Genomic DNA, 26,571 nt, shown 5'->3' with positions numbered 1-26,571 from the left:
GGTGACGTGCGCTCTGCTGTAGCAGGAGCGGTGGCTCGACCGGACGTCGCTCCTGACTGTCGAACGCGTGCTCCACAATCTGAAACGTGGCTGATTACTTTCGCAGGATTTTGTCCATCGCTTTCCCCTTCGCGAGTTCATCGATCAGTTTGTCCAGGTAGCGGATCTCCCGCATAGTCGTATCCTGGATTTCTTCCACGCGGACGCCGCAGATCACCCCTGTAATCAACGCTCGGGAGGGATTCATCCGAGGTGCTTGCGCAAAGAAGTTCTCGAGGCTGGTGTTCTTCGCCAGCTGGTCGTCCAGGGCCTGTGGGCCATATCCCGTCAGCCAACAGATGATTTCATCGACCTCCGCCTTCGTGCGTCCTTTCTTCTCAGCCTTGGCGACATAGTGGGGATAGACGCTCGCGACGCTGACCGAATAGATGCGATGTTTCTCCATGTGTCCTCCTCAGGGTTTCGCGAGACAGTGATTGATAACTGATTTGTCCATCTGCTTATCCGAGTCCAATGCCTTGAGATTTCAGGTTCCGAAGGCCCCCTGCCATTCAAGCCGCCATGTCGCGCCTTGCCTGAGGTTTGAACAAGCCAGGGACGAAGCGACGACGCAGGTGCAGCCTTTGCGGCCTCGGCGTTGCTGGCGCAAGATGCCGCCCGGTTGATCCGTGTGCAATATGAGCCACTACTGCATGTCATCGAGGTCGATGATGCGATCAAGCCGGATGCTCATGCTATCCGGGCGGGCTCTGCCGACCACACCCGTCCCAGATGGGATGCCGCCGGGTCGCGCAAGGCTGGCGAGCGGCCGGTGAAGGTCGTCATAACCCGATCGGAAGTCTTGCGTGCCACCGGGCCGACTCGACCTAAAATCATGGGATCTAGCGTTGAATGTAGCACTCTTGGTGTACAGATAAGTAGCAAGGTGGGCTAATCCTCCCTTTGCGCCATATCCACTCATCTTCGCGCCATTAAAGTCCACCAATGGATCAATTTTTCCTGCACCCCTTACAAAGCTCCAGCGTTTTCAGGAGCGGTTGGCTCTTCAATTCGCAACGGGTGGTATGTCTAACGGCCGCCTCCATCTGGAACCGCTGGGCAAAGGATCTAGAGGACGACCAGTTTCGCCCCGATCTTCACCCTTTTGTAGAGGTCTGAGGACGTCCTCGTTCGTCATGCGGAAGCAGCCTGACGATGAGGAGCGCCTGACACTTTCCGGCTCGTTCGAACCAGGAATGCGGTAGAGGGTATTACCTAGATAGAGGCCCGCGCGCCGAGCCGGGTGACCTCGGCGGTACGCATCACTCCGGGCGGGCGCTGCCTTCGTACATGAACGTCATGGGCTTCGGTCCCTGCATGTATCCGGTCTCGACCCGCTCCATTCGGAAACCGCCGCATTCGATCATTGACCGGATCGGACGATTGAGATGACAGCCGCCGCTGATCCGCCGCCAGACAGGCGTGAGAGTATCCTGCCACCAACGTACCCCGCGGTCGGGCGCAAGGCCGTGTTCAACAAACAGCAGTTTTCCGCCAGGTCTGAGTACGCGGCGCATTTCCGTCAGCGCTGCGGCCGCGTCCGGAATCGTGCATAGGGTCCAAGTGGTCACGACGGTATCGACGCTCTTGTCATCGAGCGGTATGGCCTCGGCAGACGCGTCGATGAAGCTGACGGGCAAGTCGGGACGCGGGGCTTCGCGGGCCATCGCCACAAGACCCGCGGACGGCTCGAGCGCCAGAACTTCACCCACCACAGGGCCGTAAAACGGGAGGTTCAAGCCAGAGCCGACGCCTATTTCCAGAACGCGCCCCTGCGCGGCGCCGATCACGCGCTCACGGTAGGGGCGCAGACGTTCGTTGCGCATCGAGAGATCGCATAGCCTCGGCAAGATCACGTCCCGATAGATGCCCATGGTTCTTCTCCGCTAGTACTCTCCCTGAGATCATGGTTTATGGCAAACCGCGCCGATAGGCGGAACGCATCGTCCTTCGTAGAATGCGCCGGTAAGCCACTCTCCATGCCCCGCACGTTCATCGGCCGCGTTTGCATCGCGCGGCGTTACATAGCGTGGGTTGCTATGAGCCCAATGCTCCCAGCGGCCATCCAGACTGCCATCGCGATCATCATTAGGTTTTCGGTAAGCGAGATGAAACCAAGGGGGACGTTGCTCGATCCCCCGACGCAGGCGCACTTCAGTTCACGCTTGTCGATGTAAACCGCCTTGAAGACCGAAACAGCCCCTACCGTACCGATGAACATCGCGACTGGAACAGACAACCAGTTCAGAGCGCCTGCCACCATGAGCACACCAGCCAATCCCTCGGCATAGGGATAAATGTAGCTGTATGGAACCCAGCGCGTTGCCAGGAGGTCATAGTTCAAGAACATCGTCGCAAAGCTCTCGACGTTCTGGAGTTTCATCATCGCCAAAACCACCATCGAAAAGGCGATGAACCATTCGGCGGCGCGCAAAGTAAATGGAGTTCCGTTGACGGCATGGCTCGCCGCCATCGCCGTGAGTGCGGTCAGCGTGAACAAAACGATAACCGGACGGTACGTAGTCGCCTTCGGATCGGCAACGGGTTTCCCGAGAAAACGACGCAAATCGTCGTAGCCCCCGACCCGCTTGCCATCAATGAAGACCTGAGGCGTCGTCGGCACGCCGTGCTGCGCCTTGAAGGCGTCCGTCTCCTCGCGGGTGGTCAGGTGATGATCATCCACCTCGTAGCCTGACCGCTGCAGCAGATCCTTCGTCTTCAATCCGTAGGGGCAGGTGTGGCCTGGCATTACCATCCGGTACAGGACGGCCTTCCTGGCGAGATTATGCGGAATGGTCCTGTCCAACATTTTCACATCTCCTTGTTCTTGTGAAATCGTTGGCAGGACTATAAGTTCCGTAGCATGGTACAGAGTCAAGGCCTTCAAGAACTGACGATCGGAAAACTTGCGGCGGCCGGAGGCGTGGGTGTTGAAACCATCCGTTTCTACCAGCGCAAGGGCCTGCTGGCGACGCCGAAGCGGTTAGAAGGCGTGCGCCGCTATGGAGGCGAAGACGTGCGCCGACTACGTTTCATAAAACAGGCGCAGGCGGCCGGTTTCACGCTTGAGGAGATCGGGCAGCTTCTGGCACTGGATGCCGGGCACAACCGCTCGGCCGCACGGGAACTGGCGAAGAAGAAGCTTGAGCAGCTGGATGCCAGAATTGGAGAGCTTAATCGCGCCCGGGAAGCACTCCGTAAGCTGGTCTCTGAATGCGCAGAGGACAAGACCGGGCCGTGTCCGATCCTGGCTTCCTTTGGAGTTTGAGCTCGGATCAGGTCGGCCGCGGAGGGATTCGGGCCTGGGATACCGCAGCGTTCCATGGCCTCTTTGATTTCGACCATCAGGCTGTTTCGAGCGTCTTCGCTCCTCTTCAAATCGAGAACATCCGTATTGCATGCAATCTGAAGAGAGCAGGGCATGTCAACTCGCGCGGCTATCTTCGCGATCTGACAGCGGAGCCGTGTCGACAGAATAGAGGATCGACATATTTTCTCGGCTGCCTGTGAGGAACAGAGCGCCGGGTGGTCCGATAGCGCTGCGCCAGCTCAGACGAACAGAGGTGCCGCTCTGCCAAACTTTCGCTCCGCATCATTGTAGTAGCGCGCGGCCTGGTTTACCGACTTGTCAGCGACTGCTGCACCGCTTCGGGATATTGTCCCTTGGTGCCCGGCTTGTCTTTTGGTCCCCGGAAATCGACCGAGTTCCTCGTGACAAACGTCCAGTCGCCTTCGAGAATGATCGGTTTGAGCTCCCAGTCCTTCAGACCGCCAATTTTGATCCAGACGACGTGGCTTGTTTCGCCGTGGCCCTTTTCGATTGCCACTTTTGCCAGTTGAGGACTGAGGCACTCATCGATCAGAAACTTCATCCCGTCTTCCTACGACGGGGGACGCGACGATCCGTGACGATGACCGAGCCTTCGGGAATGTCGCCGGAGACGCGGGGCCGGCCGCGCAACGGGTTCGCTTCCGCGCAGATAGAGGCGAGCCTTATCTTCTCCGTGTCCAGGCTTCCAAGATGCGCTCAACCGAATGACCAGCAGCTACGGATGAGGCAACATCATAGACTGGAGCGCGGGTGCCGCGGATGACAGGCGTCCCGCCAAGGACGTCGGGTGATGTGACGATTTCTCGCGCTGCGGCAAGGTCGTCCAGCCGTTCGCTCGCACCTCTCATAAAGGGCATAAGATCGATCGTCAGAAACTCGTGATGCACGGTCCAGTCCTCGCGCAACAGGGCCGCCCAGGGGAGTGCGCGCTTTTGCCAGTCGGGCCTGTACGGTGCGGATAGCAAACAGTCGCTCCTCCGACGTCAGGCGGCGCGCGCTTTCAAAATAGAAGGCGATGAGCGAACAGGCTCCCGCCAGCGCGTGGCGGCCATTGTCGAGCGAAACGAAGGCGTCTGACAGCATGTGCTCATCTATAACGCGATTGATGTCGCGTAGGCTCACGCGTGAGACAACGGCGGCCTCGCTCGCCTTCTGCATTTCCGCAACTGCGAGCATGTGAGCTTCCATACTAAATCGATGTGTCGGAATATAAAACTCGCATATCAAGGCAGTGTCGAGGAGTTCCGAGCCCTTCAAAGTCGAACCGGTTAGATGGCCGCTGCCTGCCTTTTTAGTAGCGGCGCGGTCGATCTCGCTTGCGGCCGCCATCCCCGTCGGAAATGAGCGATGCCGATGCACCGCTGCATCGAAGTCGCCCGAAGTAGCGTGGAGCTATCGCAAGCCGTTCTGCTGAGGCGATCGAGGCCGTGTCCGGCCGGGACTTTGCCTTGCGCCAGGTCTCGTGAAAACAGATGAATAACCGACCTTCTGCGGCCACCTGAACCGCAGAACAAGCTCGTCGCAGTCCTGCTGGTCAAGGCTCACTGTATCCACTCGCAAAAATTCGCAGCTCGTAGGCCTCCGGATCACTTCGAAAGATCAGTGCGCCCTTCCTCTCCGATTTTTGCGGAATATAGTCAATCGTGACACCGCTCTCCTCGACCACCTCTTCGCCATCGCGAAGTTCACCCTTGATCTCGACCGCAGCGACCGATTTTCCTGCACGATTGTTGGCGGCGAACTCGACCACGTAACCATCGTTCATGGCCGTGACCTCGGTCGGCAGCACAATGATATCGGCGGCCCCGTTACGTCCGCTTAAGCCGTCGAGGATGAGGTAGCCGAGGACTGCAAGCAGGGCCAGGCAGCTTACTCCTGCCACGATCCACTCCGCGATGGAGGTCCCCGGCTTTCGCGTGGGTTCCTCGTTTTCGGAGCGAGAGTTCTCTTGCCTTTCGGCTTTTGTGGAGCCCTTGTTCACAGAATGAGCCTCGCTACCGCCGCGCCAAGTGCGCCTGGGAAGGATAGGACCACGACAGCGCTGAGCGTCTCCGAAAAACCGACACCATCAGTTCTGCCGAAAGTCCAAAGGATGTAGAAGTTCACGAGCATCACCAGACAGTAGCCGACGATCGTATAACGAAAGAAGATGTTGACAAACCCAGCGCCCGGTTCTGGATTGTGCGTACCGCGGAATTCGAGTTCATAGACGAAGACATGCATTAGGCCCAGGGTGCCCAGCCCTAGAGCAATTTCGTGCCAGGGATTCATCTTGTAGGCGATAAGGACAACCTCTTCGGTCGGTGCGATGTTCACTGACAGAAACAGCGCTCCGACCACCATCAGGAACAATTCTCCCGCATAGGCGGGCTCCGGAACGGCATCCCCCTCCAATGGACCGGGACCCAATTGGGCCCGGGCCAGCGATGCGCCCAAGCTGCCGGGGACAATCTGCACGGCAACCTTCCCGACGATCTCCCGCAACGGCATGTCTGCGTCCACGATGCCAAAGGTAAAGAGAATCGCCGACGCAGCTATAGCGGCCACAAGAAGGGCCACGAATGCGTCCGCGATTCGATCACGCAGCCCCACTGACTTGCGAAAGCCACCATATTTGTGCAGCAGCACCAGGGTGGGAACGGTGGCTACTAGCAACAGCGCAAGGCGCAAGGGGTGAAGGTGGAAGCCCAGAGCCCAAGCTTCCATCGTCATCAGTACAGGCACTGCGAAGATCAATGCTCCGGCGAACGCGCGGCCAAGACCAATCCAGAACTCGCGCGGTGTCGGACCGACGACTACTTCAGCTGGCGTCACGTCGTTCCCCGTTCACGATGTAGTTCGACCACCAGCCTCGGCGGCTGGGATCAAGTGGGGAAACAATGTCTACCGCGCGATCTTGTTCCGCCACATCGCGTGCAACTGCGATCGCTGCGTTTCGTTGGTCGTTCTATCCTCGCGCCCAAGCAGCCGCACGGGGTCGGACCTTCAACTCGCCGGGGGGAACGGGCCTCCCTTGGTAAGGGGGTGCGCATTATCCTGGGAGAATATCCTTCCGCCGCTTGAGCCGTTTAGGTAGCGCCGCGCCGATCTATGGTTTTATTCTGCAGCGATCCCCATATCTCTCCCGAAACCAGCCCGGAGAATGCAGTGTCGGAATTCATCAGCTATCTGTTTGCCATCCTTGTCGTCGGTCCGCTGCAGGCGGAAATATCCGAGCACCTTCGAGGTGTGCCGTCAAGCGAGATTGTCCAGGCAGGACGCGCCTGCGTCGCTGCCGAAGCTCCAAGGCTTCTCCAACGCGCCCAGGAAGATTGGGGATGGGCGGCTGCGAATGCCGTCGGGGTCAGCGTAGGACTCATTGACCCGGCAAGCCTGCTTGCAGGTCAAAATGCAGACTGCGACCGACTCGTACAGGTTCTGTCGCAGAGTAGCGGGGGCAACGGCGATGATGAGGCATAAGATTCTTGTCGGGATCGCTCTGTAGCAATGGCAAGGTGGAACGTCTACCGTGCTGAGGCGGTACAGCTGCCAGGCCCGAGGGCCTCGATGACGATAGGCCATTCGTCCGTTTCATGGGCGCCAAGCAATTTGCGGTTGGCGCGTTGGTTCAGCGGCCGAGGCAGAATGCGGGGCGGCGGGAAGTCGAGTCGAAATCGGTAGTCCACACGCCGTGCATTGGGGTCGCGGATCTTGTCACAGGACAGAGGCGAAATGCCTCCTCGTGAAGGTTAGCCCCCCAAGTTATTCCAAAGCTGCGGCTCCTGCCCTCCTGTCATTTAGCAACTGCGAAATTGCCACGATCAATTGTGACATGACGAAAGGCTTTTCGATCATGATACTCTTAGGAACGCCTTGAGAGGCCCAATCGGGAGCACTGTCCCCGCTGATGTAGACGACCGGCATCTCAGGGTCGATCTCCCTTGCAATGCGGGCGACGTCCCAACCGCTTGGGGATTCGGCGAAGCGGATGTCCGTGACTATTCCAGCAATGGAGGACTCTGCGGCTTTCAAGTGCTCGACTGCCTTCTTGCCGCTAGTCACAGCCAGAACCATGAACCCCGCCTCTTTAAGCGCGTCTTCGAAGTCCAACAGCAGGAGAGTCTCGTCTTCCGCGAGCAATATGGTGACTGATTCTAATGCCTGTCCCCCGAGAATAAGGTTCCCGTGAACGCGCGATTTGGCAAACTGTTCCCTTAATGTGACTGAATTCGGCGCCTGCTCAGGTTCCTGGCCAGGCCAGACCGCATGTTCGCGCGGCAGCGCGTCATGGAAGTGCAACAGATGGGATACCTCTCGAGCTTCGGTGTACCTTCGCGTCGGGTTGCTTCTCGCAAACACCAACGGCTGCCGGTGAACCCCGTCGAACACGTCCAAGCGCCATCTTGCCCTGGTCTAGCTCGGCGCCTCAAGGTTGTCATGTGTGGATTATGCATACTGGACTGGAATACTTGGTAAATCTTTTACTTGCCAAGTATGTTCCCGTTCTCTGCTCAACAGATCGCATAATGTATCAACGGGAATACACGTATTGGAGCTGAGTGCGTAGACCGGCACGACTATGGGACGATTGAAAGGGTTCCTTCGTCGCTGCCTTTGACCAACCCGGTGGCGGCGTGGCTATTGTGCAGTCGATAATCGGTGTAGCGCAAGCCAAGGGGCTGCGCACCACGGCCGAAGGTGTCGAGACCGAAGAGCAGAGCGAAATTCTGAACCGTCTCGGCTGCGGTTTCCAAGGCTTCCTGCTCTCGAAGCCGGTGTGTCAAAAGAAATGCTTCGCCAATTTCTTGGTGCGGAGACTAAGAGGAAACCCCGCCTGCGCAGCAAACGCTGCCGGCAATGAGGGGCAACGTTACATTAACAAGGGCCTCGCCGCCGAAGAGATCCGAATCTATCGAGATCGCCCTCTGAGCCGGCGCGGCCACCACCTGCGTCTATACCAGCAGCGCGCCAACCGGCGGCGCGATCATTGCGCGGCTTCTATCGCCATTGACTTCGGCCGTTGTCACCTGACGATCGACCCATAATATAGCCGATGGCAAAGGCAACGGCGCCGACGGCGAGCGCCAATCCTGTTGCAGTGTATGGGTGATCTGCGGCTCCTACCACAACAGCGTTCGCTTCGCGGCTAACTGCGCCGGTGGCTGCCTTCGCTATCTTTCGGACACCAGTGGGCGGTTCTGTCGGCGTTCCGGTGAAGCCGGCGCTCAGTTCGTCGTTCGCCATGTTGTTTCTCCTGTTAGGGAAGGGGGAACCGCCGACGGGCGGTGAGGTTCCGGGTATCAACGCTCAGGGAACGGGCAGCTGATGGCGGCATACGACTAGGACCCGAAGCTCCTCCGATAGGCAGCCGGGGATGTGCCAAATCTGCGGGCAAAGGATCGCCGGAAGGGGACATCGTCGCTGAAGCCTATATCAATGGCGATCCTCTTGAGTGGAATGCTGGTGTCCTCGGACAATCTGCGACCCGCCTCTAGCCTCATGCTTTCGACATAGTCGGCCGGTGTCATGCCGACCTCCTGTTTGAACTGCCTTGAAAAGTTTCGTTCGCTCATTCCCACGCGCTTCGCCAGGGCCGCCACGGTGAGGTCGGCGGCGAGGTTGTCGGCGACGAAGTCCTGGGCCGCACGGATCGGCGTCTTCTGGGCCATCTGCCCGGCAAGGAGCGTGCTGAACTGTGTCTGTCCGCCGGGCCGTTTGAGAAACACCACGAGCTCTCGAGCGACTCTGAGGGCAATCTCTAAACCGAGGTCCTGCTCGACAATCGCAAGCGCCAGATCGATCCCAGCGGTAACCCCGGCCGATGTCCAAACGTTGCCGTCCTTTGTAAAAATGCGATTTGGTTCAAGCTTCACATCCGGAAAACGCCTTGCAAACTCCGATGCCTGCGACCAATGCGTGGTCGCTCGCTTGCCGGTAAGTAAACCTGCCTCGCCGAGCACAAAAGCCCCGGAGCAGACGGACCCAACGCGATTGGCTTTGGCCGAGGTCTGCTTCACCCAGCGCAGGAGGTTTTCGGTGAGCGGCCGCTCCTGGATGAGCGGATCGCCTGCTACAAGAAGCGTATCGACTTCGGACGGTTCTTCGTCGATTAGGCGATCGGGAATGAGTGCCAATCCAGATGATCCTCTGACGGGGCTGCCAGAAGTGCTGACGACCTCTACCGAGTAGTAGCCGAGACCACTCTGGCGGTTTGCTTCCGCGAACACGTCGGACGGGCCGATCACATCGAGCAATTGCACGCCCTGCATCGCTACGATCGCAATTTTGTGCGTCGACATCACTTTACCTCGAAAAGCCTGCCGGTCAGAACGATGCACGCAGTGCGGATGAAAACGACGGTGATCGCAACGGCAAGGAAGACGAACATGACCCCTGCCAGCATGACGAGGAAATTGCTTTGCACAGCCTCAGCATATCGGAAGAAGGCGATAGACAGAGCTGCGAGCGGGAAGCTGATTGCCCACCAGGTAATGCTGAAGGGAATATGCGTCCGGAAGACCATCGGCGAGAGCACAAGCATCAGGAATAGGCCGAAGTAAAAGAGAACCGTGGCGAATAGGTCGACCGAACCAGTGACGTTGGTGTAGGCGAGAAAGCCGACCGCAAATGGAGCGACCAGCACCATCAAGGATGGGCGGGCAGGCAGCGGAACGGGATCCTCGTGCCGCAGACGGGCAAAAATGAGCGCAACGAAAACTGCGGCCATGACACTGCCGATCGCGAACGCGAGCATGTTTACTTCATGCGCCCAGGAAAACGGCATGGCATACCCGGTTACCGCTATGTCCAGTGTCGCTACACCGGGAATGAGCAGGGGCGGCAGTGTCGTCTCGTGTAATTGCTGACGCCCCAGGAAGGCTTTGGCGACGACATAGGCCAAGGCAAAGGTTAACGCCGACGCGGCTATCCAAACACCTTGGGAAAGAAGCGGACTGTATCGATTGAGGAAAGCAGATTGCAGCAGAAGGCCGATAGCCACGGTGGCGAAGAAGTTACTTTGAACCGGATGGGCGAACTCTGACGAAACTGAAGAAGGGTGCCGCACCCACTTGCTGACATAGCCGATGGCTAGGGCAACGAAGACCAAAGTGCCGAGCCCGCCGATATATTCTCCCGGCAAGCTCGGTAGTCCCAGAGACTTTGCCGCCTCACGCCAAGCGAGGCCCAGCCCGGTGATCCCCATTACTGAGGCGAACAGATTAATGGGAAGCTGCGAAATCGAACGGCGCGCCAGCGGCGAGCTGCTCGAGATATTGATGGATTGAATGGTCATCGGCTGCTCCTTGTCCGAAAAGATGCTGACAGGATTAAAGCACGCAGCAGTTTTGTCTTAAATGGGTCTATTGGGACGATTTCAGACTCATCGCGTACATTTCCGGACAGGATCTCGCAGACGAATCCTCAAATGAAGTAGCTGCGGCGAAGCAAACTGAATTCAGTCACTTGCGAGAACTCGTTTCGAACATTCTCCGCCAATATCGGGATGTTCTTGGCCATACACGTTTAAGCTGTGGCGAATGCAGCCGCCAGGAACTTATGTACGTCGCGCGGTCGAGGGCCTGCGCCTTTCGAGGGTCGCCTCGACCGGCGCACCACATACCACCCGGGCATCGATTGATGCCAGTCAGGCCACCGGGCCGCCCGGTGCACCAGAGGGGATTAAATCGGCCATTCGCTGTGCCTGCTTTCGATGACTGTCTCGCGCCGAACGGAGCGGTCCTTCACGAGCCCTATGCCCGGCTTTGTTGCGAGGATGTTCACGTTCTGGCTCGAAAGATCGCATAATGTATCATCAGGAATCATTTGTCGTGGGCTGGACTGCCTTTGCGGGCGCAAGTCCCGTTGCTATTACGACTGTGATCCCGACGATGTCGATCGTCACAGGGGATGGCAATCTTCCGCCGCTGCTGCATTAACGACTCAGTTGTGTCTGGTCGAAGAGGAGTAAATGTGACAATGGTTTTGCGCGTGCCGTCTATTCCTGCTTACCTTCGCGACAACAGCGGTCGTTGCGGCGGCTTGACATTAGTCTGAAGACGCTCAAGGGGGCTCACCCACTACGGAATACATCTGCGAGTTCTGGACAAACGAGCCCAAACGCTTCAGGTTCGACCCCATCAAATGCCTAACCAGTCCGGTTCACGCCTGCCTCATCCGGCAGCCTCGACCTCCTTCAACGCATGGATGAAGTGGTCGTTTTCCACAGGCGAGCCGATGCTGACGCGAATATACGTCTCGAATCGGGGTTGTTTCCAGGGTTTGACGATGACGCCTCGCCGGAGCAGTGCTTCGGCCACCGGGGTCGCTTCTGTGCGTGCGTCGAAGAACAGGAAATTGCATTTCGATGGTGCAATTCGATAGCCCATCGTCGCGAGCTCTTTCTTCATCCGTTCGCGTTCGACAAGAGCAAGCTCGACGGAACGGTTTAGGTGATAGGTATCATCAAAGGCGGCGAGGGCGGATACTTGCGCGATCGCATTGGTGTTGAACGGAGTGCGCGCACGATTGAAAAAATCGCAAAGGCTGCCGTCGCTGACAATACCATATCCAATACGCAGGCCTGCCAGTCCGTAGGCTTTGGAGAAAGTGCGTAGGACGACCCAGTTCAAGCCCGTCACCTTCAGCACTTCGGCCGCACTTGGATAGTCGTCGCCGGCTGCATATTCCGCATAGGCCTCGTCGACCACGATGAGCGTTTCCGGATCGAGCGCGGCGACAACCTTTGCCAGTTGGAGCGGTGTCAGCCATGAGCCGACGGGGTTCATCGGGTTCGAGAACATCAGCATACGCGGCTTGCGGGCAATCGCGGCGAGAAGTGCGTCCATGTCGACGGAGAGGTCGGGGGTAACGGTGACGCGATCGACCTTTCCGCCCATCAGAGTCGTATAATCTTCATGCAGGGGGAAGGATGGATAGAGCGTCACCACAGTGTCGCCCGCGCGCACGACGGAGCGGCAAATGACGGCGATCAGATCTTCCGAGCCGTTGCCGAGGATAACCTGATTGTTCTCGACATCGAAGCTGGCAGCCAGCCGGGCGCAGAGCGCGCGGCCCTGCGGATCGGGATAAAGCCGGGCTAGTTCGCCGATGTCGGGAAAGAGCCGGCGCAAGGCGGGCGAGGGACCGAGAGGGTTCTCGTTGGAGCCGAGCTTGGCAACTTCGTCGACATGGTACTTCGCTCGCACCTCCTCGAGCGTCAGTCCGGCATTATAGGGGGCGATCGAGCGGATTTCTTCCCGTATGGGCCTTGAAGGGATTGCCATTTTACCGTCTCCATGGGGTGCCATTGCCATGTGCTATTCATAAGCCGGGATTCATGATCTGTATATATGTATAGACATGTTGTTGAGATAATGATGTCCATCCCGGTGGGGAACCAGAACAGGAGCCGTCATGACCAGCCCGATCTTCGACCTTTCCGGCCGCCGCGCTCTTGTTACGGGAGCAAGCCGCGGCATAGGGCAGTCTATCGCCGTCGCTTTGGCCGAGGCCGGTGCGCACGTGGCCGTGACCGCGCGAACGGTAGAGGGTTTGGCCGAGACCCGGGCACTGATCGAAAAGACCGGCAGGCGCGCGGTGGCGCTTGCCCAGGATGTCCGCGACGTCGAAGCCTGCGCAAGCGTCACGAGAGCAGCGGCTGAGGGTTTGGGCGGTCTCGACATCCTGGTCAACAATGCCGGGTTCGAGAATGTCCGGCCTTCCTTCGATGTAGACGAGGCGCTCTGGGATACTATTGTCTCGACCAATCTGAAGGGCGCCTTCTTCTGTGCCCAGGCGGCGGGCCGGATCATGGCGGACGCAAACGGCGGAGCGATCGTCAATCTCTGTTCCCTGACATCCTACGTCGGCATTCCGACGGCGGTACCCTACGGCGCCTCGAAATCCGGCCTACTCGGCGTGACGCGTGCCCTGGCAACCGAGTGGGCAGCGCACAACATCCGGGTGAACGCCATTGCTCCCGGCTATTTCCGCACTGCCATGACTGCGGGCTTCTACGAGGACGAGGACTGGCAATCCCGCATGCTGGAAAAAATCCCTCAGCGGCGCTTTGGCAAGGAAAGCGACATCGGCGGTGTCGCGGTTTTCCTCTGCAGCGATGCGGCTGCCTATATCACGGGGCATTGTATTCCTGCCGACGGCGGCTACCTCGCCTCGATCTGATCCGTGCGCGAACTTGCGTGAGTGCTCCGTGTGGGGTGCAAACCGTACGACGGACCCGTCTTGACTGCTTGTCATTCTGTCCGTCGCTGCCAAACTGTCAGCGGCTGTGCGCCTTCCTTTCGCACCTGCACAAATAATTGGCATATAGAATTGCAGCGCAAAAAATGCGCAATGCCGGTTGACGGTACTTGTACTAATATGTATAGACAACTAGGCGTAAAGGCTGGTGGAGTGCCTTCCCGCCGGGTCGAATAGAATAAAGCTTCGCCGCGGTCTCATCGGTTGGAGCAAGACAGGGGAATCGTATGGGCGTTGTTGCTGCTGGTCTCCGTCCGACCGTATCCGTCAATCCGGTCGCTGTTTCCGTCAAGGACGTCGGCATGGCTTTCGGCGATGTTCACGCTGTCAGGAATGCCTCATTCGACCTCCCGAAGGGGCGGTTCCTGACCATTCTCGGCCCGTCCGGATCCGGTAAGACGACACTGCTGCGCATGATCGCCGGTTTCGACCGGCCGACCCACGGTGAGATCTTCATCAATGGGCGCCCGGTCAGTGCCGTGCCGCCGCACAAGCGCGCCATCGGTATGGTGTTTCAGAAGCTCGCGCTTTTTCCGCATATGACGGCGGCCGAAAACGTCGCCTTTCCGCTCAAGATGCGCCGCCATGACGCGCGCACGATCCCGGAAAAGGTCGAGCGCTATCTCGATCTCGTGCGCCTTGGCGGCTACGGAGACCGACGGATCAATGAGTTGTCGGGCGGCCAGCAGCAGCGTGTCGCCATCGCCAGGGCGCTGGTGTTCGAGCCCGATCTGCTGCTGCTCGACGAACCGCTTGCCGCGCTGGATCGCAAGCTGCGCGAGGAGATGCAGCTCGAGTTCCGCCGCATCCAGAAAGAGCTCGGCGTCACTACGATCAACGTCACCCACGATCAGCGAGAGGCGCTGGTGGTTTCCGACGAGATCATCATCATGAATGGCGGAGCCATCCAGCAAAAGGCCCGGCCGGTCGATGCCTATCGCGCGCCGTCGAATGCCTTCGTTGCCAACTTCATCGGCGTGACCAATTTTCTCGAAGGAAGGATCGTCGAACTTACTTCGACGCAGGCCGTGTTTGAAACGAACGGTGTACGTCTCGTCGGCATCGCTGCCGATGCCGCTCTCGCGCCCGGTCTATCCTGCAGCGGAGCGCTTCGTGCGGAACAAATACGCATTGCGCCCAGGGGCGGGCGGCTCGATGAGTTGGAAACGCTGGTCGACGGCCAAGTGGTCGATTGCATTTTCGAAGGCGATCGAGTCGTTTACGAGATCCGGGTTCCGGATCTGGCAGGCGTGCTGATGCGCGTCTTCGATCACGATCCGGAATCCCACTTGCAGTTCGGTCCGGGCGACGAGGTTCGTCTCGGCTGGAATGCAAGGGATATGCATGTCTTTCAAAAGTGACCCCCAGAAGGTCCAGCCAGAGGAGAACCTGTAATGTCGCATGAAAAGTTCCTGTCCGCGCAGATCGGCCGCCGGACGCTGCTTGCGTCCATGGCCGCGGCCGGCGCTTCGGCGGGTCTTTCGACCCTCGGCGTCAGCCGCGCCTTTGCCCAGGAGCCGGAAAAGCCGGCCGAGATTATCGTTCGCGCCTGGGGCGGCAGCTGGGTCGATGCGCTCAAGGCTGGCGTGTCCGACAGCTTTACCAAGATGACCGGGATTGCCGTCCGTCACGACCTGACCGAGGACAACGAGATCCAGCCGAAGGTCTGGGCCGCCGTTGCCCAGAAGCGCGTCCCGCCGATCCACATCAACTGGGATACGACGACGAACGCCACCAAGTCCGCTTTGCGCGGCGTGACCGAAGACCTGTCCGACCTGCCGAACCTCAAGAACGCCACGGATCTCGCAAAGCCGGTCGGCCTCGACGGCTATCCGATCGTCAACACCTACGGTTATGTCTACGTGCTCGCCTATCGCCCGTCGGCCTTCCCGAACGGCGCGCCAAAATCCTGGAAGGATCTGCTCGACCCCAAGCTCAAGGGCCGGATCGCATTGTATAACGACGGGATCGGCTTCCACTTCCCCGCACAAGTCGCCGGCGGCGGCAAGCTCGAGGACATTCCGGGCAACATGCAGCCGGCCTGGGATTTCATCTCCAAGATCAAGGAGCAACAGCCGCTGCTCGGCGAGGACCCGGATTTTACCACCTGGTTCCAGAAGGGCGAGATCGACGCCGCCTGCACCATCTCGACCAATGCGCGCGAAGCCAAGAAGAACGGCATCGAGATCGCCTGGGTCGTGCCGGAGGAAGGCGCCAAGTTCGACACGGACGGCCTTTGGATACCGAAGGGTCTGCCCGAGAACGAGCTTTACTGGGCCAAGCAATATATCAACCACGCCCTGACCAAGGAAGCGCAGCAGATCTGGCTGGACGGTCTCGGCTTGCCCGGCGTCATCCCCGGCATCACGCCGCCCGCCGATCTCGTGGGCGACCCCTCCTATCCAACAACGGAGGAGGACTTCAAGCAGCTGATCCGTATCTCGGCCAAGGTACAGGTCGAGAACGAGAGCCAGTGGTTCGCCAAGTTCAAGGAAATCATGCAGGGCTGATGCCTTATCTGCCCGCCGCACCCTTGCGGCGGGCAGCCTTCTCTCGTGAAACAGGATCGTTGCCATGCGCGCTCCCCGTGCTGCATATCCCCTGACGTGGCGCGTCATGGATGTGCTCGAACGCCTTGCGGCCATCGTCTGGCCATCGAGCTTCCAGCGGGGCCTGCCCTATCTCATGCTGATGCCCGCGCTCGTGCTTGTGGGCCTTTTGGTGCTCGGTCTCGTCCAGATCGGCGACACGAGCCTGAGAACGCTCGACACCAATACCTTCCTGATGTCGGAGAGCTACACGCTCGCCAATTATCAGCGTGTTCTGACCGAAAGCTTCTTCGCGACGGTTGCCGGCCGCAGCCTTGTCGGTTCGGTGATCGTGACGGTGATCACCCTGCTGCTCGCTTTTCCATATGCCTACCTCATGGTGCGTACGCCGTCGTCCGCCCTTCGCAAATTTCTGCTGGTTGCGCTTTTCCTGCCCTTCTTCATCGGGCAGGTGGTGCGCGCCTATGGCTGGCTCATCATTCTCGGCAACCAGGGCATGGTCAACGAGGCGCTCGGTCTCGTCGGCGTGCCGCCGATACGTCTGCTCTACAACTACCCGGCGGTCCTTTTCGGCCTCGTCCAGTACATGCTGCCTTTCGCGGTGCTGATGCTCGCACCGGCTCTGACCGCTATCCCGAGCGAACTCGAGGCCGCTGCCGCCTCGCTCGGCGCGGGCTGGACCCGGACATTCCGCCACATCGTTCTGCCGCTCTCCCGGCCGGGGCTGGTGGGTGCCGGCTTGGTGGTATTGACGCTGTCGCTCACCGACTTCGCCATTCCCGCCATCCTCGGCGGCGGCACGCAGGATTTTATCGCCAACGCGATATACGACCAGTTCTTCCGCACCTCCGACCAGGGCATGGGTGCCACGCTGTCGCTGATGCTCGTTGCGGTCGGGTCCATGCTCGTCGGCGTCGTCTTCATGCTGTTCGGTGCAGGTACGCTCGCCATGACGGGAGACCGCAAATGACGGCCAGCAAAAGCAAATCCTTCGTCCTGTGGGCCTTCGTCACGACTGCACTTTTGATGCTGTCCGCGCCCACGGTCGTGGTGCTCGGAGCCTCATTCACCGCCGGCAACATCATCACCTTCCCGCCGGACGGCCTGTCGCTGAAATGGTACGGGGCGATCGCCCAGGCAAGTGACCTCAGGCAAGCTTTTGTTCGTTCGCTGATCGTTGCCACGATATGCACCCTGGTCTCGATCCCGGTCGGCACGCTCGCCGGCATCGCATTGGCCAAGTATCGGGTGCGGTTTGCCCGTTCGATCCAGATCTATCTCTTGTTGCCGTTCACCATTCCGCTGATCGGTTCCGGCATCGGCATGATGCTGGTACTCGGCAATATGGGCGTTCTGGGAAAATTGTGGCCGGTCGGGATCGCCTGCGCTGTCATCAACCTGCCCTTCATGATTTGGGCTGTGACGGCGAGTGCCAGCAATCTGTCGCCCGATCTGGAGCTGGCGGCGGCCAATTGCGGAGCCCCGCCGCTGCAACGCTTCCTCTACATCACGCTGCCGGCGGTCCTGCCGGGCGTGATCACGGGATCGCTGCTGATGTTCATTCTGGCGCTCAACGAGTTTCTGGTCAGCCTGCTGCTGGTCGACGCCCGAAGCGTGACGCTGCCGGTCCAGATCTACAATTCCATCCGCTCGATCATCACGCCGGACCTGGCCGCGATCTCGGTCGTGTTCATCGCCTGCGCCGGTCTCGCGATCGCGCTGCTCGACCGCCTGGTCGGTCTGGATATCTTCCTGAAATCGAAATGACCCTCCGGCCCCAACTGGCCAGATACAAGGACAAGACGATGACATCAGTGTCTTTCTACGAATATTCGAAGCTGAACGCCGAAGAGAAGGCCGCCTTGCTGCGCCGTTCGGAAACCGACATATCGGGCTTCATCGAAAAGGTCGCGCCGATCCTCGAAGCGGTCCGCACCGAGGGCGACAAGGCACTGGCACGCTTCGGCCGCGAACTCGACAAGGCCGATGTAACGGAAGCCAATCTCAAGGTTACGGCGGCAGAGTTCGATGCGGCCTTCAAGCTGGTTGATGCAAGTGTCCTCGAGTCCGTTCAATTCGGCATCGACAACATCCGCAAATTCCATGAGGAGCAGAAGCCAGAAGCCATGTGGCTGAAGGAGATCCGCCCCGGCGCTTTTGCCGGAGACCGCTTCACGCCCATTCAGTCGGTCGCGCTCTACGTCCCACGGGGCAAGGGCTCCTTCCCGTCGGTGACTATGATGACATCGGTCCCGGCCGTGGTTGCAGGCGTCCCGAACCTGGCCATTGTCACGCCGCCGGCGCCGGACGGTTCGGTCGATGCCGCGACGCTGGTTGCTGCACGTCTCGCCGGCGTTGAAACCGTCTACAAGGCGGGCGGCGCGCAGGCCGTTGCTGCTGTCGCCTATGGCACCGAAACGGTCAAGCCGGCGCTGAAGATCGTCGGTCCCGGCAGCCCTTGGGTGGTCGCCGCCAAGCGCTCGCTCTCCGGCGTCATCGATACCGGGCTTCCCGCTGGTCCGTCCGAGGTGATGATCCTCGCCGACGACACGGTCCATGGTGGCCTTGCCGCGCTCGACCTGCTGATCGAGGCCGAACATGGCCCGGATTCTTCCGCTTACCTCGTTACCCACAGCCGCCGCGTCGCCGAGGAGGCGCTCGCAGCCCTTCCGGAACATTGGGCGAAAATGACCGAGCAGCGCGTCGCCTTTTCAAAGGCCGTGCTGACGGGGAAGACGGGCGGCATCGTTCTGACCTCTTCGATTGAGGAAAGCTACGCCTTCGTCAACGCCTATGCGCCCGAGCATCTGGAACTCCTGTCGGAGCAGCCCTTCATACATCTCGGCCACATCACGGAAGCGGCCGAAATCCTGATGGGCACCCATACCCCGGTCAGCATCGCCAATTTCTCGCTCGGGCCCAACGCCGTATTGCCAACCAGCCGCTGGGCCCGCACCTTCGGCCCGCTGTCGGTCACCGATTTCGTCAAGCGCAGTTCGATCGGCTATGTCACGGCACCGGCCTATCCGGAATTCGCCAGGCATTCCCACAATCTGGCGATCTACGAGGGCTTCTCCTCGCATGCGCTTGCCGTATCGCCCGTGCGCGATCGTTATCTGAAGAAGGGCGCCTGAACCATGAAGGCTGTGCGGCTTTACGGCGCCATGGATTTGCGGGTGGGAGAGGTCGCCGAACCGTCGGCTCCGCCGCCGGGCTTCGTCAACCTTGAAGTAAGGGCTGCTGGCATCTGCGGTTCCGACCTTCACAACTACCGTACCGGCCAATGGATCTCGCGCCGGCCCTCGACGGCAGGCCATGAATTCTGCGGTCGCGTGACTGCGATCGGAGAGGGCGTCAGTCACGTGGTGCGGGGAGACGTCGTCTCGGCGGACTCACGCATGTGGTGCGGCACTTGCCCGGCTTGTACGAGCGGCCGCAGCAATGTCTGCGAGACCTTGGGCTTCGTCGGCGAGATTTGTGACGGCGGCTTTGCCGAGGCAGTGCAATTGCCAGCCCGACTGGTCGTGCGCCACGATCCGCAGCTTTCGCCCCATGTTGCCGCCATGGCCGAGCCGCTGGCAGTGGCCTTGCATGCCGTACGTCGCCTTGCCATTCCGGCCGGCGAACCGGTCCTCGTCATCGGCTGCGGCACGATCGGTGGGTTGAGTGCGCTTCTTCTGTCCCGGCTGCATGATGGTCCGCTGCTGCTCGGCGATCTGAACGCCGACAAAGCCGCCCTTGTCGCTGAGGTGACTGGCGGCGCGGTCGTTGCTCTTGACAGGGCGGTGGTCGAGGCCGCGCTTTCCGGCGGAAGGGTGCGCTATGCACTGGATGCCACCGGCAGCATCCAGGCGATCGCCCGAGCTCTCGACATTCTGTCAGGCGGCGGAGCGCTGGCGCTCGTCGGCATCGGCCACGGCAAGCTCGATTTCGATCCGAACATCATAGTGGAGCGGGAGATATCGCTCGTCGGCTGTCATGCCTTTGCGGGCGAGTTGCCCGAGGCCATCGAATTGCTCGCCGATCTGGCGCCGGCGCTGCAACGTTTCATTGAGGTGCTGCCGACGCTCGACGATGTGCCGGAAGCTTATGAAAGGCTGCTGCGAGGCGAGAGCAATGCGCTCAAGACGATCATCGAGGTGGCGGGCTGAACCGGGTCCGTCATGTCATTCCGAATGCCGGCCCGATTTGGCGGCGGTGGAGGCAGTGAACCATGAATACGCTTTCAGATTCCGCATCGCCCCTCTACGAGAAGGTAAAGGACTTCGTCCTCGGTAACATCGGCAGCGGCAAATGGGCGCGCAACAGCCGGCTTCCCTCGGAGAACGAACTCGTTTCGGCACTCGGTGTCTCGCGCATGACCGTTCACCGGGCGCTGCGGGAACTCACCTCCGAGGGGCATCTGCGCCGCATTCAGGGGGTGGGCACCTTCGTTGCGCCGCCCAGGCCCCGGTCGACGCTGATCGAGATCAGCAACATCATTACCGAGATCAAGACGCGCGGTAGCCGGCACCGGGCCGAGGTGGTCGTGCTCGAGCGGATCGCGCGACCGGAACCGGAGCTTCTGCTCGCCTTCGAGTTCGAGACGGTGAAGCCCGTCGATCATTCCGTCGTCATTCATTTCGAGAACGACCTGCCGGTTCAGCTCGAGGAACGTTACGTCAATCCCAACCTCGTTTCCGGCTATGCCGACCAGGATTTTACTACCGTCGCCACCTATGACTACCTGCAGAACGCCACGCCGCTGACCGAGGTGGAGCATCTCATCAGCGCTCTGCCGGCCAATGCTGAACAGGCTCGCCTGCTGAACGTTCGCCCTGGTGACTGCTGCCTGATCCTGCACCGCAAGACCTGGTCAGGGCCGGTCGTCGCAACCGTCAATACCTTCACCTATGTCGGCAGCCGCTACTCGCTCGGCAGCCGCTATCTGCACGGCGGCAAGTGACCGCCGTTCCTATGCCCAGAAAGACCCATCCGGAAAGAACGCCATGAGCCAGCCCACGAGCCGCACCGCGGAAATAAGAAAGGTCGCCAAAACCGGAGACGGCAAGGCGGAACAGTTGCTGGCCGAGCTGCTGCGTGATCTCTTCAGGATCGAGGCAAGGAACGTCGCGATCAATCACGACCAGTACAGCCTCAATTCGCTCAATGGCTTCTTCGAGACGGAGGACGGCGCCTTCTTCTTCAAGTTCCACCAGGAAGAGGGAGAAGAGGCCATGAGCGGCGAATATTATCGCGCCGACATCCTGGCGCGCGCCGGCCTGCCGGTGGACCAGCCATTGCTGATGTCGGTGCTTCCTGGCGAACAGATACTCGTCTATCGCCGACGCACCGATCCGCGTTTTTCAGATGTGCTGAGGGCATTGGACTTGAATGACGATGCCGCGGCGAGGGGAAGGGCGGTTGAGGCCGAACGCCGGCTGAGCGAAGCCGTGCTGAAGGTCTATCTTGCCACACTGCATACGGTGGGTGCGAGGGAGGTTGCGGCCGAGCCGATCCACCGTCTGTTTTACGAAAGGCTCGTAGACCCTTCGGCAGCAAGCTATCCGGGCGGGCGCATGGCAAGCTTCTATGTCGGCAAGGACTTTGCCTTTCCCAACCTGACACTCGATTGGGAGACGCTCTCGCGCTGCCGGTTTGTGGTGAACGGCATCGAATACAGCGACAGTATCGGCGCCCTGTTCGATGCCGCGCATGAGCGGCTGAACCCCGCGCGGCTGGCGGATGCCGGGGGAGTGGTCGCGCATGGCGACGCCCACAATGCGAATGTCTGGTACGAGGAGCGCGATGGCGGGGCACACTTGTCCTTCTTCGATCCCGCCTTTGCCGGCGAGAACATTCCTGCATTGCTCGCCGAGGTGAAGACGACCTTCCACAACATCCTTGCCCATCCGCTGTGGCTCTACGATCCCGCCATGGCGGCCGGGCGCTACAAGGCAAGCGCAGTGCTTGATGGCGCTCTGCTCCGCGTTACCACCGATTTCGCGCCGAGTCCTGTCAGGCGGGCGCTTCTCGACGTAAAGGCAGAGGCACTTTGGCGTCCGCTGCTTAGCGAACTGAAGGCGCGGGGCATGCTTCCGGCCGACTGGCGCCGGGTCATCCGGCTTGGCCTTTTCCTCTGCCCAACGCTGGTGATGAACCTGCGGGCTGGCGCAACGACCCATAACGCGATTTCCTCCCTGATAGGCTTCTCCGTCGCGGTGATGGCCGGAAGCGAGCCGGTTGCGGGAGACGATTTAATTTCCCGCTTCATCGACACAATCGATCCGGACAACGGCTGACATGGCGCTGGTCAACATCGACGACTTTCGCGATCTCGCCCGGCGGCGGCTGCCGAAGATCTTTTTCGACTATATCGACGGCGGTTCCTTCGAGGAGGAGACGATGCGGGCGAATCGCTCGGACTTCTCCCGCCTAACCCTGCGCCAGAACGTGCTGGTCGAGCCGCAGCCGCAGGACCTTGCCACGGCCTATCTCGGGAAACGTCATCCCCTGCCGTTCATGCTCGGGCCGGTTGGCTTCCTCGGCCTCTATTCCGGCAAGGGCGAGGTCAAGGCCGTGCGGGCGGCGCATGCCGCGGGCATCCCCTTCTGCTTATCAACCTTTTCCATCGCCTCACTCGCCGACCTTCGGATCGTCACGGACGGGCCGCTGCATTTCCAGCTCTATGTGCTGGAGGATCGCTCGCTCTGCGAGGAATTCCTGCGAGCGGCAGAATACGCCGGCGTCGACACCCTGTTCGTAACGGTCGACACCGCCATTACGGGCATTCGCGAACGGGACGTGCGAAACGGATTCCGATCGCTGACGCGGGTGACGCCGGACCTCTTCGCGCGCCTCGCGCTGAAGCCGCGCTGGCTTGCAGAGGTGGTCCTTGCCGGCATGCCGTCGGTCAGGGCTATCGAGCACCGGCCGGAATTCGGTCGCGGCGCGCTGGAGCAGGCGGCCAATCTCTCGCGCCGAATCGACAAGACGCTGTCGTGGAAGGACATCGCCTGGCTGCGCGAACGCTGGACGGGCAAGCTCGTGATCAAAGGCGTTCTCACGCCCGCTGATGCTGTGCGCGCTCGCGATCTCGGCTGCGATGGGGTGGTGGTTTCCAACCACGGCGGACGCCAGCTCGACGGTGCCCCGAGCACGATCCGAGCCCTGCCCAGCATTCGCGCCACCGTGGGAACCGACTTCTGCCTTATGCTTGACGGCGGTATCCGCCGCGGCGCGGACGTCATCAAGGCGATCGCACTCGGCGCAGACGGCGTGATGCTTGGCCGGGCTTATGCCTACGGCCTCTCGGCCGCCGGGCAGGCGGGGGTGGCCGAGGTGATTGCCATCCTCGAGCGCGAGATTTCGATCAGTCTTGCGTTGATGGGGATTGCCTCGGTCGAGCAACTCAAGGCTCTCGGCGCGGAAGCCGTCTCGACACTCTGACGGAGCGCCGCGCGCCGTTTTTTAGGGCCGGGCTGCTGCTGCCGCCCCCCATCGTCATCCACCCCCCATCCCTTCTAATCATCACCAAGCGGCTCCTCTGCCTGCTGACCTGTCGCTTGGCAGATAAATGGGGTCTTCCTCACTTTGTGTGGTGGCGATTTTGGTCAAGCGGCAGCACGCGTGCCCTGAGCAGCTCCGGGCCAGCTCTGCCATAGATTGCACGCTTGATTGCCTTCAGGCGGTTGATTTCGCCTTCCCCCTGGCCGTTGCTCCTGGTGGCGCTGACGTTTGTGGCGGCCGTCGATGCGCCGGAGCGATTCCGCTCCTCGCGCGCGGTGGGGCCGCACTTCGGATTGACGCCGAAGAAGTGTCAGTCGGGCGAGACCGATCATAGCGGTCGCATCTCGAAGATCGGCGATGGCAGCGTGCGAACCGCGCTCTACGAGGCGGCCAATGTCAATCCTGACGCGACCGGTCAAAGGCTCCGATCTGAAGGGTTGGGCGTTGGCGGTCGCAAGACGTGCCGGCCCCAAAAAGGCGCGCGTGGCGCTGGCCCGCAAGCTGGCGGTGGTGTTGCATTGCATACTCAGGGATAGAACTTCATTGCTCATAAGGGAGCGCCAGCCCTGGCGGCTTGATCGGAGGAGACGACGAGACAGGCTTTCGGACGGGCACAGCCATCAGCCCTCCGCAGCAAGGTCCCTTCGCCGGGACGATGGATGGGTTAGGCCGCTATGCGATCAGCAGCACGCGGTGACTGCGCTTCTAAGATTGGCCAACCGGTCCTCAGCAGACACCATAGAGCAGCGGCAAAGCTCCGACTGCGGACAGAAGCAAGCCCTCGGCGACGGATTAAGCGCACAAGGGATTGACGCAAAGCCCGTTACAGAAGATCGCATAAGGTATCAATTGGACGGGGGCGTTAAGCCCGGCCGACATGCAGTTCGTTTGCACATCCCGGACCAACACAGCGAAAGTGTCGGTCGATTACACTTTAGGTAGTATCTGATGATGGTCTTGCGGATGGACTCTTGCCGTTTGTCGTCAAGCACCCCGATGCCCGTCCCGGTCGACCGCCCTTGCGATCCACCAACAACGTTTCGTCCCACCGTTTCCTCAAGGCTAATTCGCGCTTCTCGAAAGACGGGGGTGAATGAAGAGAAGGGCCGATCGAATCGCATCAAGTCCATCAAGTCCATCACGTCGGTAGGCGCGTTCGGCCAGAGGGTCCCAAGAGGCGACTCTGTCCGGCATCGATTCAACTGTGCACCGGGCCGGGTAGAATGCCTTTCAGGATCGTCTCCGTAATTGTCGTTGCGGCTGCTTCATAATCCTCCGCTTTCAAACGCGCCTTCCTTAGCCCGTCGGCGGCGATGGGCTCAAAATCCGCGTAAAACTGCGTTGAAGCCCACAGCATGATGAACAGGTGGCGCGGATCAACCGGCAGCAACTTTCCGGCCGCAATCCAACCCTCCACGACCGCCACATGCGCATCCGTGACCTGGCGCATATGGTCGCGATCCTTCTTCTTCAGGAACCGCGCTCCCTGAATGATCTCACTGGCGAAGAGCCGGGACTCGGCGATGTTCTTGCGCGTGTAGTCGAGCTTTGCCTTGATGTAGAGCCGGAAGGCCTCCGCCGGCTCACGCTCGGGCGAAATATATTTTAGCGCCTCGTCCCAGCTGGTAATGAGGTGCGCAATGATGGCCCTGTAGATCTCCTCCTTAGAAGAGAAATAGTAATAGACGTTGGCCTTGGGCAGGCCCGAGGCCTCGGCGATCTCGGCGATCCGCGTACCATCAAAGCCCTTGCGCGCGAATATCTCGATCCCAGTTTTGATGATGAGGCGCATGTTGCGTTCGCGGATGCGCTCCTCTGGATCCCGTGCTGCCGTTGCCATGCGATCTCGTCCCTCTCACGTCGCCGCTTCCTACCAGGCAATCATGCGTGGCGGCGAGGTCGTTTCCGCAATTGCCGCGTTTTACGGCGAAATGCAAGCGCGCCACTATTCAAAAAACCGACGATCTGGTCAAAAAAAACTGACCCATTCGTCATTTTTTTCCTTTTAAAAGTTGACACTTTGGTCAGCTTTTGTCTAGTCTCATTTCAACGAACGCAGGGGAGCGGCGTGATGCCGGCACGACTGAGAGAGGCGATGGCAGAAACGCTCGCCGGCTGGCAAGCCGACCTGCCGCATGCCTGGCGGGATGCGCTCGGACCCGTCGAAGAGGATTTCGACCGCATCGATGCCGGGCTCGATCTGGAGGCCTGGGAGCCGATATTTCCCGCACGCCGCGGCAAGACCTTTCCCGGCCAGCCCCGGGGTGCCCATGTCCTCGCCGCCTTCGACGGCATCGCGCCGAACGGCGTCCATTGCATGATCCTTGGCCAGGATCCCTATCCGGAACCGGGTCTGGCAACAGGTCGCGCCTTCGAGGCCGGCAACCTGGCCGCGTGGAACGAGCTGGACAAGATGTTCTCCAAGAGCATCCGTGCCTATATGCAGCTCATTGCGGCCGCGCGTCTCGGCGATGAGAGTCTGGCGCAAAGCTTCGACCGCTGGCCCGACGTGCGACGTCTCTTGTGCGACCCCGCCGGCCCGTTCGAGGCACCCGGAGTGATTGCCGGCCGCTGGGTGGGCGAGGGCGTGCTGCTGCTCAACGCGTCGCTGACGCTCTCGCGCTTCCGGGTCGATATCGATCCGCATCAGTCGCGCGGGCACCTTCCTTTCTGGCGACCCTTGATGCTGCGTGTGATCGATATGCTGGTGGCGCGGGGTGAGCCGGTCGTGTTCCTCGGATTCGGCGCGGCGGCTGCGGACATTCTTGCGGAAGCAAGCATTCGCGAGGGGCATGCGGGCCATGTCGGCTATGTCCAGCGCGAGCATCCCGCCTTCGCCGACAAGGTGCTCGGCCGGGAAAATCCTTTCCTTCTCTGCAATTCCTATCTGGAGGCGATGGGCGGCCGGCCCATCGCATGGTGAAC

26 protein-coding genes and 2 pseudogenes are annotated in these 26,571 nt (G+C 60.3%); 15 read left to right on the top strand and 13 right to left on the bottom strand.

Features of this window, described 5'->3' with window-relative positions:
- Positions 1 to 94: 94 nt before the first annotated feature.
- The 3 genes from JOH52_RS31495 to JOH52_RS31485 form a co-directional block, all read right to left on the bottom strand.
- Positions 95 to 445 (bottom strand): DUF2200 domain-containing protein, encoded by a 351-nt coding sequence (locus JOH52_RS31495; protein WP_014532052.1) that lies wholly within the window; start codon positions 443 to 445, stop codon positions 95 to 97.
- A gap of 856 nt (positions 446 to 1,301) precedes the next feature.
- Positions 1,302 to 1,913 (bottom strand): class I SAM-dependent methyltransferase, encoded by a 612-nt coding sequence (locus JOH52_RS31490; RefSeq protein WP_014532051.1) that lies wholly within the window; start codon positions 1,911 to 1,913, stop codon positions 1,302 to 1,304.
- Positions 1,914 to 2,059: 146 nt separating this feature from the next.
- Positions 2,060 to 2,848 (bottom strand): glutaredoxin family protein, encoded by a 789-nt coding sequence (locus JOH52_RS31485; protein ID WP_014532050.1) that lies wholly within the window; start codon positions 2,846 to 2,848, stop codon positions 2,060 to 2,062.
- Positions 2,849 to 2,902: 54 nt separating this feature from the next.
- On the opposite strand from JOH52_RS31485, the gene JOH52_RS31480 reads away from it, so the two are divergent.
- Positions 2,903 to 3,307, top strand: coding sequence for a MerR family transcriptional regulator (locus tag JOH52_RS31480; protein ID WP_014532049.1), 405 nt, complete (start codon positions 2,903 to 2,905; stop codon positions 3,305 to 3,307).
- Positions 3,308 to 3,656: 349 nt separating this feature from the next.
- Here the strand turns inward: JOH52_RS31480 and JOH52_RS31475 are convergent, their stop codons facing one another.
- From JOH52_RS31475 to JOH52_RS31460, 4 genes and pseudogenes are all read right to left on the bottom strand, one after another.
- Complete coding sequence (locus JOH52_RS31475; RefSeq protein ID WP_014532047.1) at positions 3,657 to 3,911, bottom strand: DUF5615 family PIN-like protein; 255 nt, start codon at positions 3,909 to 3,911, stop codon at positions 3,657 to 3,659.
- Positions 3,908 to 4,558, bottom strand: a pseudogene (locus tag JOH52_RS31470) (DUF433 domain-containing protein). Before JOH52_RS31470 ends, JOH52_RS31475 begins: the two are co-directional and overlap by 4 nt.
- Before the next feature lie 346 nt (positions 4,559 to 4,904).
- Positions 4,905 to 5,351, bottom strand: coding sequence for a TIGR02588 family protein (locus tag JOH52_RS31465; RefSeq protein WP_014532045.1), 447 nt, complete (start codon positions 5,349 to 5,351; stop codon positions 4,905 to 4,907).
- A complete protein-coding gene (locus JOH52_RS31460; protein ID WP_014532044.1) occupies positions 5,348 to 6,184 on the bottom strand; it encodes a TIGR02587 family membrane protein in 837 nt (278 codons plus the stop codon). Before JOH52_RS31460 ends, JOH52_RS31465 begins: the two co-directional genes overlap by 4 nt.
- A 333-nt stretch (positions 6,185 to 6,517) precedes the next feature.
- Here JOH52_RS31460 and JOH52_RS31455 point away from each other — a divergent pair, with 333 nt between their 5' ends.
- Entirely contained in the window at positions 6,518 to 6,829 is a 312-nt protein-coding gene (locus JOH52_RS31455; protein WP_017266091.1) for a hypothetical protein, read from the top strand.
- Positions 6,830 to 7,111: 282 nt separating this feature from the next.
- Here the strand turns inward: JOH52_RS31455 and JOH52_RS31450 are convergent, their stop codons facing one another.
- A complete protein-coding gene (locus tag JOH52_RS31450; RefSeq protein WP_026029889.1) occupies positions 7,112 to 7,525 on the bottom strand; it encodes a response regulator in 414 nt (137 codons plus the stop codon).
- A gap of 458 nt (positions 7,526 to 7,983) precedes the next feature.
- Here JOH52_RS31450 and JOH52_RS31445 point away from each other — a divergent pair, with 458 nt between their 5' ends.
- Positions 7,984 to 8,394: an EAL domain-containing protein gene (locus JOH52_RS31445; RefSeq protein WP_014532041.1), complete on the top strand. Its 411-nt coding sequence runs from the start codon at positions 7,984 to 7,986 to the stop codon at positions 8,392 to 8,394.
- On the opposite strand, the gene JOH52_RS35600 is transcribed toward JOH52_RS31445, so the two are convergent.
- The 4 genes from JOH52_RS35600 to JOH52_RS31430 form a co-directional block, all read right to left on the bottom strand.
- The gene (locus tag JOH52_RS35600) at positions 8,348 to 8,593 is read right to left on the bottom strand and encodes a membrane protein (protein WP_014532040.1); all 246 of its coding nucleotides are present in this window, start codon (positions 8,591 to 8,593) and stop codon (positions 8,348 to 8,350) included. The two genes, JOH52_RS31445 and JOH52_RS35600, sit on opposite strands and share 47 nt — an antisense overlap.
- 95 nt (positions 8,594 to 8,688) lie before the next feature.
- Complete coding sequence (locus JOH52_RS31440) at positions 8,689 to 9,648, bottom strand: GlxA family transcriptional regulator (protein ID WP_017266093.1); 960 nt, start codon at positions 9,646 to 9,648, stop codon at positions 8,689 to 8,691.
- Positions 9,648 to 10,643 (bottom strand): SLAC1 anion channel family protein, encoded by a 996-nt coding sequence (locus JOH52_RS31435; protein WP_014532038.1) that lies wholly within the window; start codon positions 10,641 to 10,643, stop codon positions 9,648 to 9,650. The genes JOH52_RS31440 and JOH52_RS31435 overlap by 1 nt, the downstream gene beginning before the upstream one ends.
- Before the next feature lie 877 nt (positions 10,644 to 11,520).
- Positions 11,521 to 12,633 (bottom strand): histidinol-phosphate transaminase, encoded by a 1,113-nt coding sequence (locus JOH52_RS31430; protein WP_014528787.1) that lies wholly within the window; start codon positions 12,631 to 12,633, stop codon positions 11,521 to 11,523.
- Positions 12,634 to 12,763: 130 nt separating this feature from the next.
- On the opposite strand from JOH52_RS31430, the gene JOH52_RS31425 reads away from it, so the two are divergent.
- The 11 genes and pseudogenes from JOH52_RS31425 to JOH52_RS31375 form a co-directional block, all read left to right on the top strand.
- Complete coding sequence (locus JOH52_RS31425; protein WP_010967206.1) at positions 12,764 to 13,531, top strand: SDR family NAD(P)-dependent oxidoreductase; 768 nt, start codon at positions 12,764 to 12,766, stop codon at positions 13,529 to 13,531.
- 305 nt (positions 13,532 to 13,836) lie between these two features.
- Positions 13,837 to 14,970 (top strand): ABC transporter ATP-binding protein, encoded by a 1,134-nt coding sequence (locus JOH52_RS31420; RefSeq protein ID WP_014532035.1) that lies wholly within the window; start codon positions 13,837 to 13,839, stop codon positions 14,968 to 14,970.
- A 33-nt stretch (positions 14,971 to 15,003) separates the two neighbouring features.
- Positions 15,004 to 16,119, top strand: a complete 1,116-nt coding sequence (locus JOH52_RS31415) for an ABC transporter substrate-binding protein (RefSeq protein ID WP_014528784.1) — start codon at positions 15,004 to 15,006, stop codon at positions 16,117 to 16,119.
- 64 nt (positions 16,120 to 16,183) lie between these two features.
- Positions 16,184 to 17,128: an ABC transporter permease gene (locus tag JOH52_RS31410; protein ID WP_003526864.1), complete on the top strand. Its 945-nt coding sequence runs from the start codon at positions 16,184 to 16,186 to the stop codon at positions 17,126 to 17,128.
- Complete coding sequence (locus JOH52_RS31405) at positions 17,125 to 17,925, top strand: ABC transporter permease (RefSeq protein WP_014528783.1); 801 nt, start codon at positions 17,125 to 17,127, stop codon at positions 17,923 to 17,925. Before JOH52_RS31410 ends, JOH52_RS31405 begins: the two co-directional genes overlap by 4 nt.
- Positions 17,922 to 19,292, top strand: a complete 1,371-nt coding sequence (gene hisD / locus JOH52_RS31400; protein ID WP_014528782.1) for a histidinol dehydrogenase — start codon at positions 17,922 to 17,924, stop codon at positions 19,290 to 19,292. Before JOH52_RS31405 ends, hisD begins: the two co-directional genes overlap by 4 nt.
- A 3-nt stretch (positions 19,293 to 19,295) precedes the next feature.
- Positions 19,296 to 20,309, top strand: coding sequence for a zinc-dependent alcohol dehydrogenase (locus tag JOH52_RS31395; protein ID WP_014528781.1), 1,014 nt, complete (start codon positions 19,296 to 19,298; stop codon positions 20,307 to 20,309).
- Positions 20,310 to 20,371: 62 nt separating this feature from the next.
- Positions 20,372 to 21,103 (top strand): histidine utilization repressor, encoded by a 732-nt coding sequence (hutC, locus tag JOH52_RS31390; protein ID WP_014532033.1) that lies wholly within the window; start codon positions 20,372 to 20,374, stop codon positions 21,101 to 21,103.
- 115 nt (positions 21,104 to 21,218) lie between these two features.
- The gene (locus JOH52_RS31385; RefSeq protein WP_017266170.1) at positions 21,219 to 22,439 is read left to right on the top strand and encodes a hypothetical protein; all 1,221 of its coding nucleotides are present in this window, start codon (positions 21,219 to 21,221) and stop codon (positions 22,437 to 22,439) included.
- 1 nt (position 22,440) lies between these two features.
- On the top strand, positions 22,441 to 23,586 hold the full coding sequence (locus JOH52_RS31380; RefSeq protein WP_014532031.1) for an alpha-hydroxy acid oxidase: 1,146 nt from the start codon (positions 22,441 to 22,443) through the stop codon (positions 23,584 to 23,586).
- A 236-nt stretch (positions 23,587 to 23,822) separates the two neighbouring features.
- Positions 23,823 to 24,165, top strand: a pseudogene (locus tag JOH52_RS31375) (transposase); the annotation flags it as partial.
- Between the two features lie 679 nt (positions 24,166 to 24,844).
- On the opposite strand, the gene JOH52_RS31370 reads toward JOH52_RS31375, so the two are convergent.
- Positions 24,845 to 25,486, bottom strand: a complete 642-nt coding sequence (locus tag JOH52_RS31370) for a TetR family transcriptional regulator C-terminal domain-containing protein (protein WP_014528776.1) — start codon at positions 25,484 to 25,486, stop codon at positions 24,845 to 24,847.
- 255 nt (positions 25,487 to 25,741) lie between these two features.
- On the opposite strand from JOH52_RS31370, the gene JOH52_RS31365 reads away from it, so the two are divergent.
- Positions 25,742 to 26,569 carry a uracil-DNA glycosylase family protein gene (locus JOH52_RS31365; protein WP_017265516.1) on the top strand — a complete coding sequence of 276 codons (828 nt, stop codon included), beginning with the start codon at positions 25,742 to 25,744 and terminating at the stop codon, positions 26,567 to 26,569.
- The last annotated feature ends 2 nt before the right edge of the window (positions 26,570 to 26,571 follow it).

Origin of the sequence: Sinorhizobium meliloti (genome assembly GCF_017876815.1) — a bacterium.
Taxonomy (GTDB): Bacteria; Pseudomonadota; Alphaproteobacteria; order Rhizobiales; family Rhizobiaceae; genus Sinorhizobium; species Sinorhizobium meliloti.
This window is presented reverse-complemented; position numbering and strand designations above follow the sequence as displayed.

Excerpts from the sequence above, each read along its gene's own strand:
- JOH52_RS31475 (WP_014532047.1), bottom strand. The coding sequence starts at position 3,911 with ATGAAGTTTCTGATCGATGAGTGCCTCAGTCCTCAACTGGCAAAAGTG.
- JOH52_RS31435 (WP_014532038.1), bottom strand. The coding sequence starts at position 10,643 with ATGACCATTCAATCCATCAATATCTCGAGCAGCTCGCCGCTGGCGCGC.
- JOH52_RS31495 (WP_014532052.1), bottom strand. The coding sequence starts at position 445 with ATGGAGAAACATCGCATCTATTCGGTCAGCGTCGCGAGCGTCTATCCC.
- JOH52_RS31440 (WP_017266093.1), bottom strand. The coding sequence starts at position 9,648 with ATGTCGACGCACAAAATTGCGATCGTAGCGATGCAGGGCGTGCAATTG.
- JOH52_RS31365 (WP_017265516.1), top strand. The coding sequence starts at position 25,742 with ATGGCAGAAACGCTCGCCGGCTGGCAAGCCGACCTGCCGCATGCCTGG.
- JOH52_RS31395 (WP_014528781.1), top strand. The coding sequence starts at position 19,296 with ATGAAGGCTGTGCGGCTTTACGGCGCCATGGATTTGCGGGTGGGAGAG.
- JOH52_RS31425 (WP_010967206.1), top strand. The coding sequence starts at position 12,764 with ATGACCAGCCCGATCTTCGACCTTTCCGGCCGCCGCGCTCTTGTTACG.
- JOH52_RS31490 (WP_014532051.1), bottom strand. The coding sequence starts at position 1,913 with ATGGGCATCTATCGGGACGTGATCTTGCCGAGGCTATGCGATCTCTCG.
- JOH52_RS35600 (WP_014532040.1), bottom strand. The coding sequence starts at position 8,593 with ATGGCGAACGACGAACTGAGCGCCGGCTTCACCGGAACGCCGACAGAA.
- JOH52_RS31485 (WP_014532050.1), bottom strand. The coding sequence starts at position 2,848 with ATGTTGGACAGGACCATTCCGCATAATCTCGCCAGGAAGGCCGTCCTG.
- hisD (WP_014528782.1), top strand. The coding sequence starts at position 17,922 with ATGACCCTCCGGCCCCAACTGGCCAGATACAAGGACAAGACGATGACA.
- hutC (WP_014532033.1), top strand. The coding sequence starts at position 20,372 with ATGAATACGCTTTCAGATTCCGCATCGCCCCTCTACGAGAAGGTAAAG.
- JOH52_RS31380 (WP_014532031.1), top strand. The coding sequence starts at position 22,441 with ATGGCGCTGGTCAACATCGACGACTTTCGCGATCTCGCCCGGCGGCGG.
- JOH52_RS31405 (WP_014528783.1), top strand. The coding sequence starts at position 17,125 with ATGACGGCCAGCAAAAGCAAATCCTTCGTCCTGTGGGCCTTCGTCACG.
- JOH52_RS31420 (WP_014532035.1), top strand. The coding sequence starts at position 13,837 with ATGGGCGTTGTTGCTGCTGGTCTCCGTCCGACCGTATCCGTCAATCCG.
- JOH52_RS31430 (WP_014528787.1), bottom strand. The coding sequence starts at position 12,633 with ATGGCAATCCCTTCAAGGCCCATACGGGAAGAAATCCGCTCGATCGCC.
- JOH52_RS31480 (WP_014532049.1), top strand. The coding sequence starts at position 2,903 with ATGGTACAGAGTCAAGGCCTTCAAGAACTGACGATCGGAAAACTTGCG.
- JOH52_RS31415 (WP_014528784.1), top strand. The coding sequence starts at position 15,004 with ATGTCGCATGAAAAGTTCCTGTCCGCGCAGATCGGCCGCCGGACGCTG.
- JOH52_RS31370 (WP_014528776.1), bottom strand. The coding sequence starts at position 25,486 with ATGGCAACGGCAGCACGGGATCCAGAGGAGCGCATCCGCGAACGCAAC.
- JOH52_RS31410 (WP_003526864.1), top strand. The coding sequence starts at position 16,184 with ATGCGCGCTCCCCGTGCTGCATATCCCCTGACGTGGCGCGTCATGGAT.